Source organism: Exiguobacterium antarcticum DSM 14480, assembly GCF_000685865.1.
GTDB lineage: Bacteria > Bacillota > Bacilli > Exiguobacteriales > Exiguobacteriaceae > Exiguobacterium_A > Exiguobacterium_A antarcticum.
Genome location: NZ_JMKS01000005.1, coordinates 235,577 through 251,351, shown reverse-complemented (window position 1 = coordinate 251,351; position 15,775 = coordinate 235,577). Strand labels below are relative to the sequence as shown.

The window sequence follows — 15,775 nt, the reverse complement described above, 5'->3', positions numbered from 1 at the left end:
ACCTGATTATCATAAGAAAGTCCGATTCCGATCGGACTTTCTTTACATTTGGACTGGCTTGATATTCCAGATCGCGTTTGCATATTCCTTGATCGTCCGGTCGCTCGAGAAGACACCTGATTTCCCGATATTCATGATGACCATCTTGTACCACTTTTCCGGATTTTGGTACGCGCGACCAATTCGTTCTTGTGCTTGTTGATACGATAGGAAATCTTTTAGAATCAAATACTCGTCATTGTAGGTCAACAAGGAATCATATATCGCCTGAAATTCACCTGTCGGGAATACAGAGCCATCGACAAGGCTGTCGATGATGCGACGAAGTTCCGGTTGCGCACTGTACTGATCGTACGCACTGTATCCTCCGTACTGCTTATAATTCATGACTTCTTGCGGCGTCAGTCCGAAGATGAAGATGTTCGCATCTTCGACCTCGTCACGGATCTCGATGTTCGCTCCATCAAGCGTCCCGACCGTCAAGGCTCCGTTCATCATAAACTTCATGTTTCCTGTGCCAGATGCTTCATAACTGGCCGTTGAAATTTGTTCGCTGACATCACTCGCCGGGAAAATCTTTTCGGCTAATGAGACGCGGTAGTTCTCAAGGAATACGACTTTCATGTACGGACTGACTTCCGGATCCGTATTGATGAGTTTAGCAAGCGCATTGATGTACCGAATGACTTCTTTGGCGTAGTGGTAACCCGGTGCCGCCTTTGCCCCAAAAATAAATGTCCGGGGTGTCATCTTAAACGACTTGTCTTCTTTTAGGCGATAATACAAAGAATGAATGTGCAGAGCATTAAGTAACTGTCGTTTATACGCATGGAGTCGTTTCACTTGGACATCAAAAATCGAATGTGGATCGACGACGATTCCCGTTTCTGTTTCAATCAACTCGGCTAGCTCTTTTTTGCTCGCTAGTTTGATTGCTTGGATATCTTGTTGAAGTATCGGATCCTCAGCAAACTTCGTCAATTTTTGTAAATCTGACGGATGATTGATCCAACTGTCCCCAATCGCCTCGGTGACACGATTCGCAAGTGTCGGATTCGACAGCAAGAACCAACGACGGTGTGTGATGCCATTCGTCTTGTTGTTAAAACGAAGGGGAAACATTTCATAAAACAAACGCATTTCCCGTTGTTTCAGGATTTCCGTATGAATCTGTGCGACACCGTTCGTCGAATGTGTCCCAACGACCGCTAAGTTCGCCATGTTGATCATACCGTCCGCTATGATGGCAATTTCTCCCATGTTCGATTCCAAGTGGGGATAGTTATCAAGCACATCCTTACAGAACCGACGATTGATTTCTTCGATGATCAGATAGATACGCGGCAACAGATTGCGGAACAGATCGACCGGCCAACGTTCCAGTGCTTCCGAAAGTAAGGTATGGTTCGTAAACGACATGACGCTTTTCGTAATCCGCCACGCTTCTTCCCAGGCATATCCCTCTTCATCAATCAAAATCCGCATCAGTTCCGGAATCGCCACGACAGGATGCGTATCGTTGATATGGATCGCAATTTGGTTTCCAAGATGCTTAAACGATGTATTGCGTTTTTTATGTGACAACAAAATACTTCGTAATCCGGCTGAGACAAAGAAATATTGTTGTTTCAGACGTAAGACTTTTCCTTCATACGTCGTATCGTCTGGATACAAGAATTCAGAAATCGTCTGGATCGATTGTTTGTGGACGAGCAAATCTTTATAGTTTCCTCGGTGTTGATTCAACAGCTCATCGTCGTCGTACGGAGACTCTGCACTCCAGAGGCGCAGATTGTTGACGATCCCATTTTGATATCCGACGATTGGCATATCATACGGGACAGCCCGGACGATCTCAGCTGGCTCGTGGTGGACACGATAACCACCACCCTCGACTTCTTCTAACCAGACGTGACCGCCAAATGGGATATCAACAGCCTTGTCCGACCGTCTAATTTCCCACATGTTGCCGTTTTTCAGCCAGTTATCCGGTAACTCGACCTGATATCCGTCGATGATCTTTTGTTTGAAGAGACCATATTGGTAGCGGATCCCGTTTCCGTGACCAGGCAAGCCGAGTGCTGCGAGTGAATCAAGGAAACAGGCCGCTAGACGCCCTAGTCCCCCGTTCCCAAGCCCCGGTTCCGGTTCTTCTTCCGTCAAGTCTGCCAAATCATACCCAAGTTCTTCAAGACCACTCCGGACGTCTTCTAACACATCTAGACTCAGCAAGTTGTTGTACAGGAACCGACCAAGTAAAAATTCAAGTGAAAAATAATAGACTTGTTTGCTTTTTTTATGAATATACGTTTCCTTTGTCCGCATCCAGTCCGATGTAACGTATTCCCGCACCATGTAAGCTAACGTCTGATAGACATCATTTTCTGTCGCATCTTCCATCGCCTTACCATGCATCGAAATAAATCGTTCATTAAACCTCTTCTTGAACTTCTCTTTGTCTTTGAACATCAAAAAACCCCATTTCCCGTAATCCCAATCAGTCGACAGACGGTGCGATTAAACGATAAAGCGCCAAATACTCGTCAGCTGAACGAATCCAACTGAAATCTTCTTCCATCGCTGTTTCAATCAAGTGCTGGAAGACCGGCTTATCATGATACGTATCGATCGTTCGTTTGATCGCATCTAAAAACTCTTGTGCATTATAATTCGAGAACGAGAAACCATTTCCCTCTAATGTGAACTGATTAAACGGTTGAACCGTATCGCGTAACCCACCTGTTTCACGGACAACAGGCAACGAACCATACTTCATCGAAATCAATTGACTGAGTCCACACGGTTCGAAACGAGACGGCATTAAGAACGCATCACTTCCGGCATAAATCCGTTGGGCTAGCCCAACATCAAATCCGATATACGAGGCTACTTTATCCGGACGAATCGTTGAAGCGTGCTGGAATAATCCTTCATACTCCGCTTCTCCTGAACCAAGGATGATGAACTGGGCATCCAGTTCAAATAGGTCAGGTAAGATATGCGCGAGTAAATCGATTCCTTTTTGGTCGACGAGACGCGACACAAATCCAAAGAGTGGCACATCGGGATTGATCGGTAATCCCAGTTCTTCTTGCAACGCAGCTTTGTTCACGGCTTTTCCGGCTTCTGCCGTTTTGACATCATAGTTTTCCACTAAATGTTCATCCGTCTCAGGACTAAACTGTCGGTAATCGATTCCGTTAAGAATCCCCCGCACATCTACTGCACGATGCTGTAAAACGGGCTCTAACGTCTCACCGTAGTATGGATCCATGATTTCATCACGATAGGACGGACTGACCGTCGTAATCTGATTGGCGTGCACAAGTCCCGCTTTCATGTAGTTGACCAGACCATTGTGTGCGATACCGTCTGCCGTGAAGTGTTCATGGCTAAGACCAAGCAGATCGCCCAGGACTTCTTCCGGGAAAACACCTTGGTATTGCAGGTTATGGATCGTAAAGACTGTCTTGATGTCATGATAGCGGTTGAGGTGTTGATAATGAATCCGTAAAAAGGCAGGAAGGACACCCGTCTGCCAGTCATGACAATGAATGATATCCGGTACTTCCGATTCTTCGACACGTTGAACCATTTCGAGAACTGCTCTCGAAAAATAGGCGAACCGCTCGGCATCATCATAATGACCGTAAATCACGCCATCCCGTTTGAAGTAATATTCATTGTCAATGAAATAAAATGTCACGCCATCTTGTTTCAAGCGTAGGACTGCGCCAAATTGTTGACGCCACCCGACTGGAACGATGAAATCAAACAGAAACTCCATCTCTAACTTATATTGCTCTTTTATTTGACCATAGTTCGGCAAGATGACCGAAACTTCCGCACCTTCTTCAGCAAGCGCTAAAGGGAGCGAGCCGACGACGTCAGCTAGCCCCCCTGTCTTGATGAATGGTGTCGCTTCTGTGGCAGCAAACCATACCTTCATGATGACATCCCCTTTTAAACGATTGTTTGTTTTTTGATGACAATCGGTTCTTCAGCCGTTCCGCGGATGACTTGTCCACGTTTAACCGTTACCTCTTTGTCAAGGATCGCGTATTCGACGACAGCGCCTTCTTCGATGATTGATTTTTGCATGATGATCGAGTTTTTGATGCGGGCATGTTTCCCGACCTTGACTCCACGGAAGAGAATGCTGTCCGTCGCGGTCCCTTCTAACTTACAGCCGTTTGCAACCAGTGAGTTCTTGATCGTTGATCCCGGTAAGTAACGGGTCGGTGGTTCGTGTTTGATCTTCGTATAGACATGTTGGAAATCGTTGATCGCTCCCCACTGTTCGAGCAGCAACATGCTTTCGCGGTAGTACGAACGAAGTGAATGAATGACTTGTGATGTCCCTGTATGTTCGTAACCATGGACATGCAGTCGGTTTAACTGCGAACGGATGATGCTTTGCAGTAAATCATATTCTCCGCGACCGATCGCTTCGTCAACGAGACGGACAAACAGGTTTTTTGAAAGCACGACCGTCTCCATGTAGAACGTCTCATCTGACGGTTCATATCCACGTGAACCGATTGCCGTCACTCGGTTTTGTTCACTGAAACGGATCGGACGGCAATAGTTACATGGTAAATCACGTTTCGTATAGACGACCGTGATGTCTGCATTCGATGTTTTATGTTCCCGGAGGACATCGCGATAATCGACTGCCGACAAGATATTTGATCCAGAGATGACGACATAGTTTTCTTTACTCCGTAAGAAGAAGTCACGGTGTAAATGGAAGTTCGACAGATCGCCGCGGAATTCATGCGCATCTTGCGATAAGGCTGGTGGGAAGATGTAGAGTCCACCGTTCGAACGGTCCAAATCCCACTCCTTACCGGAACCGAGGTGATCCATCATTGCCCGGTATTTTTCAAGTGTAAAGACACCGATATTCGCAATCTCATTTTGAACCATGTTCGTCAACGTGAAATCGATTAACCGATAACGACCCGCAAACGGTACAGCGGCTAGGTTTCGGTGTTCTGTCAATTCTTTAAAGAATCCTTCTTCTCCGCTCAGATTGATAACCCCTAGTAAATCTGTTTTCATCGGTACTTCCCCCTTATTGGATCGCTTCTTTGATGACTTCATTTTTCTTGATGACGCTGTTGGCTTCGATGACGAACACTTCACCATTTGGTGTTCCGATCGTCGCACCATCTTCCACCACTACACCGTCCGCGAGAATCGCCCGGTGAATCGTGACGTCTTTCCCAATCTTGACGTTCGGGAAGATGACTGAATCCTTGACAAGTGATCCTTCTGCGACATCGACTCCATAAAACAGAACCGAATGGTTGATTTCACCTTCGATATGGCATCCTTCATTGATGATCGAAGTCTCAATCTCGGCGTTATTTCCAATGTATTGTGGTTGTTGATTCGGGTTGACGGAATGTACTTTCCATGAAGGTTCGTACAGATCAAACTCAGGGTCTGCTGCAAGCAAGTCCATGTTTGCTTCCCAAAGTGATTGAATTGTTCCTACGTCTTTCCAGTACCCTTTGAATTTATACGCACGAATGTTCAAGTTTTCAAACAACATGTTCGGAATGATGTTTTTTCCAAAGTCAAAGCTTGATTCCGCATCGCCTGCATCTTGAATCAAGTGACGTTTCAAGATATCCCAGTTAAAGACGTAAATCCCCATCGACGCTAAGTTCGATTTTGGGTTTTCTGGTTTCTCTTCGAATTCATTGATTCGAAGATCGTCATCTGTATTTAGAATCCCGAAGCGCGGAGCTTCTTCCCATGGGACTTCACGGACAGAGATGGTAACGTCTGCTCCGCCTTGGCGATGTTCTTCGATCATTTTTTCGTAGTCCATTTTATAAATATGATCCCCTGACAACACGAGCACATAGTCGGGATGGTATTGATTGATGTAACTCATATTCCGGTAGATGGCGTTAGCCGTCCCTTCATACCAGTTCTTTCCGTTTTGGGCCTGGTACGGAGGAAGAATCGTTAATCCGCCATTTCGTCGGTCGAGATCCCACGCACTTCCGATTCCAAGGTAACGGTTGAGTTCGAGTGGTTCATATTGTGTTAAAACCCCTACTGTATCGATTCCTGAGTTCGTACAGTTCGATAATGGGAAATCAATGATCCGATACTTCCCTCCAAACGCGACCGCCGGTTTTGCAGTATGTTTCGTAAGTGCTCCTAGACGTTTTCCTTCTCCGCCCGCAAGCAACATCGCGACGACATTCTTTTTAGCCATTTCGTCCCCTCCAGTTTCATGCTCTTTTTTTACAATAGTCGTATGATCTAATTTATACAGATACTCTTATATACCCACCTTTTCTCTTTTTAATATAACATTCCTGCAAAATAGATTTATTAAAATACAAATTTCTAAAAAATTCTACTGTTTTCCCTAAAAAAGACCGATAATAGGGATGAAATGCCTTTTGAAAGGAGTTTACATGAGAATTACGACAGGATATGTTTTAGTAGTTGCTTTAGCACTTGGTTTAGTCATGACATTATTTTCGGTTCGTGATCAGTTAAACGTCGCTTCGGATTTATTCACTTGGGCGGATCAACAGACGACCGATCGACCTCTGTCTTCTTACCAACCAATTACCGTCACGTATCAAAAAGAGCGCCTTGAATTATACGATGGGTTACGACGAAACGATTTAACGCCAAGTGCGTTACCACCAAAAATCGAACAGGCTTTCATCGCGATTGAAGACCGGCGATTTTACCAGCATGACGGGTATGATATCACGGGCATTTTACGGGCCTTCACAGAAAACCAAACGGGTGATAGTAAAGGCCAGGGTGGGAGTACGATCACCCAACAATTAGCCCGAATGACGTATCTCTCCACTGAAAAAACATATACTAGAAAAATAAAAGAAATCTTGATTTCGATTTCACTCGAACAAAAATATTCAAAAAAAGAACTTTTGACAGCCTATGTCAATCAAGCCTACTTTGCCAATAATATCTACGGGATCGAGTTGGCCGCGACGTCGTATCTCGGCAAACATGCCACCGATTTGAACTGGGCGGAAGTCAGTTATTTAGCTGCGATTCCGAACAATCCGTCCCTTTATGATCCGTTACGTTTCCCGAAAAATACGAGTAAACGGCAACAACGGATCTTAAAGGCGTTAGAACAGACACGTGATATCTCAAGCAAATCACGTAAGCAACCGGTTCAAGTCACGTTCCGTAAACCTCTGATCCGTTATCCGGACTACATCGATGCTAGTGTATCGGAAGCCATTCGTCACACGGCTTCCGTCCAAAACATCAGTTCCTCAGAGGCGAAACAATATCTGCATCAGCATGGTGCCGTCATCGAGACTTATCTCGACCCTGCGGAACAAACACGGGCGAAACAAGCGATTCAACAACTTCCCAGTCCGATTGAAGGCGCTTACGTCGGAATTGACGGAAGGTCCCGTGGAGTCACGGCCCTCGTCGGGAACAAATCGACTTTACCGGGACAACTGAATCGAGCCGTCCAGTCTTATCGACAACCTGGATCAACGTTAAAACCGTTACTCGTCTATGGACCCTATCTCGAAAAAACGAAAAAAACGTTAACGAGTCGCTTGGACGGAAGCCCCGTCTGTTTTGATGGATATTGTCCACAAAATAGCAGTAACCGGATACTCGGGCGCGTGACGATTGCGGATGCAATCGCCTATTCCTATAATACGCCGGCCTTACGTGCCTTTGCGGTTTCGTTTAACGAAGGGTTAAAGACGATTCGACCGTTTCGGTTCAGTCAATGGACCGATGAAGACAATTCATACAACAGTGCTCTGGGCGGCCTGAAATATGGCGTCAGTCCGCTTGAGCTCACCAATGCCTATACGACGTTCGTCAACGATGGCCTCTACAGTCCGTCCTCGATGATTCGGACCATCACGACGGATCAAGGGACTCTTTACCGCCATTCGCTGCAGACGGACCGGATTTGGTCCAGTCGAACGAACCAGTTACTACGGAAAGGACTCCATAACGTCATGACGTACGGTACCGGACGTCTCGGCTATGATACACGGCCTGCCTATATCGGTGGAAAGACAGGCACGACAAACGATAACAAGGACATGTGGTTCGTCGGCATGAAGGATCAACACGTTGGTGGCATTTGGCTCGGCGCGGATCTTCCTCGAGCTTTTCCTGTTGAAGCCAACAGCACGCTTCAAGTCAAGACATGGGCAGAAATCTTACGATGATTCACTTCGGGAACAGGACCGCTTCTCCAAGTGAATTGAATAAACTTAAGCCGACCCATGCAAGTCCAGCCAACAGCATACCCCAGGCGAGAAAAAGAAATACAACTAATCCGATTGCTCCTGCTGAAGTCGTCATCTTACTGATTTGAAACACGTAAAAGAAAAAGTAAATCAAAAAAGAGATCGCTAATACCAGACAGACGAGTGGGAACGATGTCATGAAGGCAAAGCTGATACATCCGCCAATCAATAATAAAATACTGCCCGGACGTAACAGGCTCAAAGTCGTTCCAACTTGCTCTTTGATGAAAAAAGCAAATCCAAGCTGATTGATCGTATCGGAAATCAGTTTCAAGGAACTGAAAATCATGAAATAGACGATCAAAAAACCAAGCCAGACCAACAACTTCGTATTCCGTGCACTGAGGATTTGCAGCAGCTCGTCATATACCCCGACATCGTTTAACCAAGTAAGCGCCAGCTCGGACGTAGCAATCGCAAGTGACGTGCTAAACAGCAAGATACTGATCAAAGGGGCATAACTCAATAAGTAGACGTTCGTCCGCATGTTCGGTCTCCATTCATAGAAAATTCATATGTAGCACACAATTACACTAACAAGTATACTATAATAGATTATATCGGTTATTGAGACTAAAGGGGGAAGCAAAAATGGCATTTATTTTAATGGTAGGCGTTAGTCTCGCTTTCTTGACAGCGATTTTCACCGCAGGCTACAACAAAAAACCTGAAGGTAACGAATAAAACAATCCCCCTGCCCGTTAGTTCGGGACAGGGGGATTTGTTGATTCATAGTAAGTTTGCGTAACCTTGCTGGCGTAACGCTTCATACACAATGATGGCCGCTGTGTTCGATACATTCAACGAACGAACGAGATTCGACTGCGGCAGACGAATGCAACGGTCGAGATTTTCATCGATGACGTTTAAAGGGAGTCCTTTCGTTTCACGTCCGAATACAAAAAAGTAATCTTCTTCGACATTGGATAAATCCACTTGGCTAGGATATTTTTCGCCATACTTCGTGATGTAATAAAACGTCCCGTCCGGGTGTTTGCTCCATAACTCTTCTAACGAATCATGGTAACGCACATCTACGAACTCCCAATAATCAAGGCCTGCTCGTTTGAGTTGTTTGTCATCCGTCGAAAAACCGAGTGGACGAATTAAATGTAAGACCGAATGTGTCGCCGCACATGTCCGTGAGATGTTTCCTGTGTTTTGCGGGATTTCTGGTTGATACATTACTACATGAATAGCCATTAAATATTCTCTCCTGACTCGTGCGCAAGTAGCGCTTCTTTTTGGGCAATACCACTAGCAAAACCTGTCATCTTACCGGATGCCCCGATGATCCGGTGGCACGGATAAATCAAAGCAATTGGATTTCGATTGAGTGCTCCGCCAACAGCACGAGCTGACTTGTCAGAACCAATCATCCGTGCGAGTTGTCCATAGCTTGCCGTTTGTCCGAACGGAATCGTTCGCAGTGCCGTTAAGACACGTCGTTGAAAATCCGTCACGTCTAGGCGGCAAGGAACCGTATCAAATGCCTCCGGACATCCGTTCTCATAAGCTTCGAATGCCGCGGCAAGTGTTTCCGGTAACGGTGCTTGCTCATAACTATCTTTCCCAAGATAGCGTCCAAGGCGGGTCTTGTCGAGCCCAAAATCTAGATAAACTACTTGCTCATCATCATTCCAGGCGACAAGCAGTTCACCAAAACTACACTTCAGTTGATGATACGGCACGTTCCGCCCTCCATTCGTCGAGTAAACGTGCTCCTTCTACTTGAACATCGTTTGCCGCATCTACCGACAAACGATCTTGAACATATCCCTCGGCTTCTTGACCGGAAATTCTTCCAATTGCCCAAATTGCTAAAGCACGCATATCTTCCCGCTGATCCGTTTCTGCCATCGTGCGTAAGGCATCAAGTGCCGTCCGGTCCTGATAATGAACCAAAGCGCAAACCGCATTTCGTTGTATCGGTTTTTTCCCACGCCATGCACCAGATAAGGAACCAAATCGTGTCTTGAATTCCCGGTTACTGAGTGACAGTAATGGAATCAGTAACGGTTTAACCTGTTCTGGATCCGGTTGAAGTTCTGCATGTTGCGTTGCGTGTTTTTTTCGATTGTAGGGACAGACTTGTTGACACGTATCACAGCCATATAACCGATTTCCAAGCGCATAACGGAAGTCTTCCGGAATCAGCGTTTTGGTTTGTGTAATAAACGAGATACAGCGTTTCGCATCAATTACACCGGGCTCGACCAGTGCATCTGTCGGACAAGCATCCATACATTTCGTACAGGATCCACACAACTCTTCTACCGCCTCATCTGGCGGCAGATAACAATCTGTGATCAGCTCACCTAGATAGAGATAGGAGCCGTGGGTCTCACTGATGATCGAACAATTCTTTCCGCTAAATCCGATTCCCGCCCGTTCTGCGACTGCCCGGTCGACTAACTCTCCTGTGTCGACCATCGAACGTGTCTGACTCCCTGGAGAGAGTGTGTGTATTTTTTCCTCGAGAAGCATGAGCCGGTTTTTTAAAGCTTGATGGTAATCCAGCCCCCAGGAAGAACGACCGAAAATTCCACGTCGTTCCCCTTCTTTGCCACGTGGAGCATCCTTTAGTTTACTTGGATAAGCAACGGCAATCGCAATGATCGATACTGCATCATCCAATAACAGCGTCGGGGTTGTTCGCCGATCTAAATCAGGTTCTTCAAAACCCGACGCATATCCCTTTTCTTGTTGTTGAATGAGTCGTTGTTTCATCACTAAAAAAGGATCTGCCGTCGTGACACGGAATTCATCAATCCCAATTTCCGTTGCATACGCCTGCAACTGAGCTTTTAATGCCGCTCCATCCATCATATCGCTCCTTTCCCATCATTTTTTCATTTCTAAACAAAAAGAGCAATGTGTCAATTAAAAACGACACGTTGCTCTTTTCAGGTAAGCGGGTGAAGGGAATCGAACCCTCATCATCAGCTTGGAAGGCTGAGGTTTTACCACTAAACTACACCCGCATAATCAGGTGAATCTTGAGATTGTAACAAAGGTAAAAGCGGGTGAAGGGAATCGAACCCTCATCATCAGCTTGGAAGGCTGAGGTTTTACCACTAAACTACACCCGCAAGATACCGGTGGTCGGAATCGAACCGACACTCCAAAGGAACACGATTTTGAGTCGTGCGCGTCTACCAGTTCCGCCACACCGGCACAATCTCTTGCATAAACATTAAATTAGAAATTGGAGGCGCCAGTCAGAATCGAACTGACGATAGAGGAGTTGCAGTCCTCTGCCTTACCACTTGGCTATGGCGCCACTTATTGGAGCGGAAGACGGGATTCGAACCCGCGACCCCGACCTTGGCAAGGTCGTATTCTACCACTGAACTACTTCCGCACAAAAGCTGGGCTGGAAGGGATCGAACCTTCGCATGCTGGAATCAAAATCCAGTGCCTTACCACTTGGCCACAGCCCAATAATAAAAGGGCGACTGATGGGAATTGAACCCACGAATGCCGGAATCACAATCCGGTGCGTTAACCACTTCGCCACAACCGCCATAATAATAAAACAGGGGCAGCAGGAATCGAACCCGCGCTGACGGTTTTGGAGACCGTAGTTCTACCGCTAAACTATGCCCCTAAGAGTGGTGGGGGGGGGCGGATTCGAACCGCCGAACCCGAGGGAGCGGATTTACAGTCCGCCGCGTTTAGCCACTTCGCTACCCCCCCACAATGGGAAAATCATTTGAAAATCATATGGTGGCTTTGGACGGAATCGAACCGCCGACACGAGGATTTTCAGTCCTCTGCTCTACCGACTGAGCTACAAAGCCTTAACAATGGCGGTCCTGACGGGATTCGAACCCGCGATCTCCTGCGTGACAGGCAGGCATGTTAACCGCTACACCACAGGACCGTATGTAATTGCGGGGGCCGGATTTGAACCGACGACCTTTGGGTTATGAGCCCAACGAGCTACCAGACTGCTCCACCCCGCGCTAATAAAAATGGTGACCCGTACGGGAATCGAACCCGTGATACCGCCGTGAAAGGGCGGTGTCTTAACCGCTTGACCAACGGGCCATCTTAAAATTGAAAATGTTATGGCGGAGAGCAAGGGATTCGAACCCTTGAGACGCTTATGACGCCTACACGATTTCCAATCGTGCTCCTTCGGCCACTCGGACAGCTCTCCATTGCTTGTGGTGAAGAAGTAAATATAATGGCTCCGCAAGTAGGATTTGAACCTACGACCTACCGGTTAACAGCCGGTTGCTCTACCACTGAGCTATTGCGGAACGATCGCCTGGCAGCGTCCTATCCTCACAGGGGGAAGCCCCCAACTACTTTCGGCGTTCAAGTGCTTAACTTCCGTGTTCGGCATGGGAACGGGTGTGACCACTTGGCTATCGCCACCAGACATCTATCATCTTAACATTATGTTTCCATAACGTCAAGAACTTTTTTGAAAAGCTCGCGCCCTCAAAACTGAAGTCATCAACAAGATCATCTGCTAGAACAAGGCCTCGACCGATTAGTATCACTCAGCTCCGCATGTCGCCATGCTTCCACCCGTGACCTATCTACCTCATCGTCTCTGAGGGGTCTTTCTTGATTACTCAAAGGGAAATCTCATCTTGGAGGGGGCTTCATGCTTAGATGCTTTCAGCATTTATCCCGTCCGCACGTAGCTACCCAGCGATGCTCCTGGCGGAACAACTGGTACACCAGCGGTGCGTCCATCCCGGTCCTCTCGTACTAAGGACAGCTCTCCTCAAATTTCCTGCGCCCACGACGGATAGGGACCGAACTGTCTCACGACGTTCTGAACCCAGCTCGCGTACCGCTTTAATGGGCGAACAGCCCAACCCTTGGGACCTACTCCAGCCCCAGGATGCGATGAGCCGACATCGAGGTGCCAAACCTCCCCGTCGATGTGGACTCTTGGGGGAGATCAGCCTGTTATCCCCAGGGTAGCTTTTATCCGTTGAGCGATGGCCCTTCCATGCGGAACCACCGGATCACTAAGCCCGACTTTCGTCCCTGCTCGACTTGTAGGTCTCGCAGTCAAGCTCCCTTCTGCCTTTGCGCTCTACGAATGATTTCCAACCATTCTGAGGGAACCTTTGGGCGCCTCCGTTACTGTTTAGGAGGCGACCGCCCCAGTCAAACTACCCGCCTGACACGGTCCTCCAGCCGGATGACGGCTGCGAGTTAGAGACTCTATGCATGAAGGGCGGTATCCCAAGGGTGACTCCTCCGAAGCTGGCGCTCCGGTCTCGACGTCTCCCGCCTATCCTGTACATCATGCACAAAGCCTCAATATCAGGCTGTAGTAAAGCTCCATGGGGTCTTTCCGTCCTGTCGCGGGTAACCTGCATCTTCACAGGTACTATGATTTCACCGGGTCTCTCGTTGAGACAGTGCCCAAATCGTTACGCCTTTCGTGCGGGTCGGAACTTACCCGACAAGGAATTTCGCTACCTTAGGACCGTTATAGTTACGGCCGCCGTTTACTGGGGCTTCGGTTCAAAGCTTCGCTTGCGCTAACCCATCCCCTTAACCTTCCAGCACCGGGCAGGCGTCAGCCCCTATACGTCATCTTGCGATTTAGCAGAGACCTGTGTTTTTGCTAAACAGTCGTTTGGGCCTATTCACTGCGGCTCTACTCAATGTAGAGCGTCCCTTCTCCCGAAGTTACGGGACCATTTTGCCGAGTTCCTTAACGAGAGTTATCCCGCGCGTCTTAGAATTCTCATCCCGCCTACCTGTGTCGGTTTACGGTACTGGCACCTTCCACCTCACTAGAGGCTTTTCTTGGCAGTGTGAAATCGTGACCTTCGTCCCTACGGGACTCCGCATCGTTCCTCGACTTTGGTGCCTGACGGATTTGCCAATCAGACGGTCTCGAAACTTACACATGCACTTCCATCCGCATGCGTCACTATCCTCCTGCGTCCCCCCATTGTTCAAACGGTGGATCGGTGGTACAGGAATATCAACCTGTTATCCATCGCCTACGCCTTTCGGCCTCGGCTTAGGTCCAGACTAACCCTGAGCGGACGAGCCTTCCTCAGGAAACCTTGGGCTTTCGACGGAGGGGATTCTCACCCCTCTTTTCGCTACTCACACCGGCATTCTCACTTCCAAACGCTCCACTGCTCCTTACGGTACAGCTTCACAGCGGTTTGGAACGCTCCCCTACCATTCCTTACGGAATCAGCAGCTTCGGTGGTATGTTTAGCCCCGTTACATTTTCGGCGCGGCGCCACTCGACTAGTGAGCTATTACGCACTCTTTGAATGGTGGCTGCTTCTAAGCCAACATCCTAGCTGTCTAGGCAGCGCCACATCCTTTTCCACTTAACATACACTTTGGGACCTTAGCTGGCGGTCTGGGCTGTTTCCCTCTTGACTACGGATCTTATCACTCGCAGTCTGACTCCCGAGTATAAGTTGCCGGCATTCGGAGTTTAACTGAATTCGGTAACCCTGTGGGGGCCCCTAGTCCAATCAGTGCTCTACCTCCGGAACTCTCAACCTCGAGGCTAGCCCTAAAGCTATTTCGGGGAGAACCAGCTATCTCCAGGTTCGATTGGCATTTCACCGCTACCCACACCTCATCCCCGCACTTTTCAACGTGCGTGGGTTCGGACCTCCAGTCAGTGTTACCTGACCTTCATCCTGGACATGGGTAGATCACCTGGTTTCGGGTCTACGACAACGCACTATGGCGCCCTATTCAGACTCGCTTTCGCTACGGCTCCGCCTCATCAGCTTAACCTCGCGCGCTATCGTAACTCGCCGGTTCATTCTACAAAAGGCACGCCATCACCCATTAACGGGCTCTGACTACTTGTAGGCATACGGTTTCAGGATCTATTTCACTCCCCTTCCGGGGTGCTTTTCACCTTTCCCTCACGGTACTGGTTCACTATCGGTCACTAGGGAGTATTTAGCCTTGGGAGATGGTCCTCCCGGATTCCGACGGGGTTTCACGTGTCCCGCCGTACTCAGGATCCACTCTGGAGGGAAAACAGTTTCAGCTACAGGGCTGTCACCTTCTTCGGCCGACCTTTCCAGGTCGTTCACCTACTGTCTTCCTTTTTGACTCCGTATAGAGTGTCCTACAACCCCGGAGAGCATGCTCTCCGGTTTGGGCTGTTCCCGTTTCGCTCGCCGCTACTCAGGGAATCGCATTTGCTTTCTCTTCCTCCGGGTACTTAGATGTTTCAGTTCCCCGGGTCTGCCTCACGCTACACTATGTATTCATGTAACATGTCCCATCCCATTACGGATGGTGGGTTCCCCCATTCGGAAATCCTCGGATCAAAGCATACTTACTGCTCCCCGAAGCATATCGCTGTTCGTCGCGTCCTTCATCGGCTCCTAGTGCCAAGGCATCCACCGTACGCCCTTCATACCTTGATCTAGCATTTTGGTATTCTAAGAACACACGTCTAATGACATGGTTATAAAAAATTTGATGTCTTGTTGATGTCTTCA

Annotated in this window: 9 protein-coding genes, 15 tRNA genes and 2 rRNA genes; 1 reads left to right on the top strand and 25 read right to left on the bottom strand. The window is 47.9% G+C overall.

Annotated elements, in window-relative coordinates:
* Positions 1-42: 42 nt before the first annotated feature.
* From P404_RS0112610 to P404_RS0112595, 4 genes are read right to left on the bottom strand one after another with little or no spacing between them, the layout of a single operon-like run.
* Complete coding sequence (locus tag P404_RS0112610) at positions 43-2,469, bottom strand: glycogen/starch/alpha-glucan phosphorylase (RefSeq protein WP_026830950.1); 2,427 nt, start codon at positions 2,467-2,469, stop codon at positions 43-45.
* Between the two features lie 28 nt (positions 2,470-2,497).
* Positions 2,498-3,949: a glycogen synthase GlgA gene (gene glgA / locus P404_RS0112605; protein ID WP_026830949.1), complete on the bottom strand. Its 1,452-nt coding sequence runs from the start codon at positions 3,947-3,949 to the stop codon at positions 2,498-2,500.
* A gap of 14 nt (positions 3,950-3,963) precedes the next feature.
* The gene (gene glgD, locus P404_RS0112600; protein ID WP_026830948.1) at positions 3,964-5,064 is read right to left on the bottom strand and encodes a glucose-1-phosphate adenylyltransferase subunit GlgD; all 1,101 of its coding nucleotides are present in this window, start codon (positions 5,062-5,064) and stop codon (positions 3,964-3,966) included.
* 13 nt (positions 5,065-5,077) lie between these two features.
* Complete coding sequence (locus tag P404_RS0112595; RefSeq protein WP_014969662.1) at positions 5,078-6,238, bottom strand: glucose-1-phosphate adenylyltransferase; 1,161 nt, start codon at positions 6,236-6,238, stop codon at positions 5,078-5,080.
* A 205-nt stretch (positions 6,239-6,443) separates the two neighbouring features.
* Here P404_RS0112595 and P404_RS0112590 point away from each other — a divergent pair, with 205 nt between their 5' ends.
* Positions 6,444-8,219 (top strand): transglycosylase domain-containing protein, encoded by a 1,776-nt coding sequence (locus P404_RS0112590; protein ID WP_026830947.1) that lies wholly within the window; start codon positions 6,444-6,446, stop codon positions 8,217-8,219.
* Between the two features lies 1 nt (position 8,220).
* Here the strand turns inward: P404_RS0112590 and P404_RS0112585 are convergent, their stop codons facing one another.
* From P404_RS0112585 to P404_RS0112480, 21 genes are all read right to left on the bottom strand, one after another.
* Complete coding sequence (locus P404_RS0112585) at positions 8,221-8,787, bottom strand: DUF5366 family protein (RefSeq protein WP_014969660.1); 567 nt, start codon at positions 8,785-8,787, stop codon at positions 8,221-8,223.
* 242 nt (positions 8,788-9,029) lie between these two features.
* Positions 9,030-9,503 (bottom strand): tRNA (uridine(34)/cytosine(34)/5-carboxymethylaminomethyluridine(34)-2'-O)-methyltransferase TrmL, encoded by a 474-nt coding sequence (trmL, locus tag P404_RS0112575; RefSeq protein ID WP_014969659.1) that lies wholly within the window; start codon positions 9,501-9,503, stop codon positions 9,030-9,032.
* Positions 9,503-9,991, bottom strand: coding sequence for a methylated-DNA--[protein]-cysteine S-methyltransferase (locus tag P404_RS0112570; RefSeq protein ID WP_026831249.1), 489 nt, complete (start codon positions 9,989-9,991; stop codon positions 9,503-9,505). Before P404_RS0112570 ends, trmL begins: the two co-directional genes overlap by 1 nt.
* Positions 9,966-11,126, bottom strand: a complete 1,161-nt coding sequence (gene queG, locus P404_RS0112565) for a tRNA epoxyqueuosine(34) reductase QueG (protein ID WP_014969657.1) — start codon at positions 11,124-11,126, stop codon at positions 9,966-9,968. The genes P404_RS0112570 and queG overlap by 26 nt, the downstream gene beginning before the upstream one ends.
* An 87-nt stretch (positions 11,127-11,213) precedes the next feature.
* Positions 11,214-11,284, bottom strand: a tRNA-Gly gene (locus P404_RS0112560).
* A gap of 37 nt (positions 11,285-11,321) precedes the next feature.
* A tRNA-Gly gene (locus P404_RS0112555) sits at positions 11,322-11,392 on the bottom strand.
* 4 nt (positions 11,393-11,396) lie between these two features.
* A tRNA-Leu gene (locus P404_RS0112550) sits at positions 11,397-11,477 on the bottom strand.
* Between the two features lie 32 nt (positions 11,478-11,509).
* Positions 11,510-11,583, bottom strand: a tRNA-Cys gene (locus P404_RS0112545).
* Between the two features lie 6 nt (positions 11,584-11,589).
* A tRNA-Gly gene (locus tag P404_RS0112540) sits at positions 11,590-11,664 on the bottom strand.
* A gap of 7 nt (positions 11,665-11,671) precedes the next feature.
* Positions 11,672-11,743: transfer RNA gene (locus P404_RS0112535), tRNA-Gln, on the bottom strand.
* Between the two features lie 10 nt (positions 11,744-11,753).
* Positions 11,754-11,826: transfer RNA gene (locus P404_RS0112530), tRNA-His, on the bottom strand.
* Between the two features lie 13 nt (positions 11,827-11,839).
* Positions 11,840-11,910, bottom strand: a tRNA-Trp gene (locus P404_RS0112525).
* 5 nt (positions 11,911-11,915) lie between these two features.
* Positions 11,916-11,999 (bottom strand) — tRNA-Tyr (locus P404_RS0112520).
* A 28-nt stretch (positions 12,000-12,027) separates the two neighbouring features.
* Positions 12,028-12,103, bottom strand: a tRNA-Phe gene (locus P404_RS0112515).
* A 7-nt stretch (positions 12,104-12,110) separates the two neighbouring features.
* Positions 12,111-12,186 (bottom strand) — tRNA-Asp (locus P404_RS0112510).
* A gap of 8 nt (positions 12,187-12,194) precedes the next feature.
* A tRNA-Met gene (locus tag P404_RS0112505) sits at positions 12,195-12,268 on the bottom strand.
* A gap of 10 nt (positions 12,269-12,278) precedes the next feature.
* Positions 12,279-12,353 (bottom strand) — tRNA-Glu (locus tag P404_RS0112500).
* Between the two features lie 21 nt (positions 12,354-12,374).
* Positions 12,375-12,465: transfer RNA gene (locus P404_RS0112495), tRNA-Ser, on the bottom strand.
* 28 nt (positions 12,466-12,493) lie between these two features.
* A tRNA-Asn gene (locus P404_RS0112490) sits at positions 12,494-12,568 on the bottom strand.
* Positions 12,569-12,574: 6 nt separating this feature from the next.
* Positions 12,575-12,690, bottom strand: a 5S ribosomal RNA gene (gene rrf / locus P404_RS0112485).
* Positions 12,691-12,784: 94 nt separating this feature from the next.
* Positions 12,785-15,700: ribosomal RNA gene (locus tag P404_RS0112480) — 23S ribosomal RNA — on the bottom strand.
* Positions 15,701-15,775: the final 75 nt, after the last annotated feature.

Bases quoted from the DNA above. Each gene is read 5' to 3' on its own strand.
- P404_RS0112595 (WP_014969662.1), bottom strand. From the start codon at position 6,238: ATGGCTAAAAAGAATGTCGTCGCGATGTTGCTTGCGGGCGGAGAAGGA.
- P404_RS0112585 (WP_014969660.1), bottom strand. From the start codon at position 8,787: ATGCGGACGAACGTCTACTTATTGAGTTATGCCCCTTTGATCAGTATC.
- glgD (WP_026830948.1), bottom strand. From the start codon at position 5,064: ATGAAAACAGATTTACTAGGGGTTATCAATCTGAGCGGAGAAGAAGGA.
- P404_RS0112590 (WP_026830947.1), top strand. From the start codon at position 6,444: ATGAGAATTACGACAGGATATGTTTTAGTAGTTGCTTTAGCACTTGGT.
- queG (WP_014969657.1), bottom strand. From the start codon at position 11,126: ATGGATGGAGCGGCATTAAAAGCTCAGTTGCAGGCGTATGCAACGGAA.
- glgA (WP_026830949.1), bottom strand. From the start codon at position 3,949: ATGAAGGTATGGTTTGCTGCCACAGAAGCGACACCATTCATCAAGACA.
- P404_RS0112610 (WP_026830950.1), bottom strand. From the start codon at position 2,469: ATGTTCAAAGACAAAGAGAAGTTCAAGAAGAGGTTTAATGAACGATTT.
- trmL (WP_014969659.1), bottom strand. From the start codon at position 9,503: ATGGCTATTCATGTAGTAATGTATCAACCAGAAATCCCGCAAAACACA.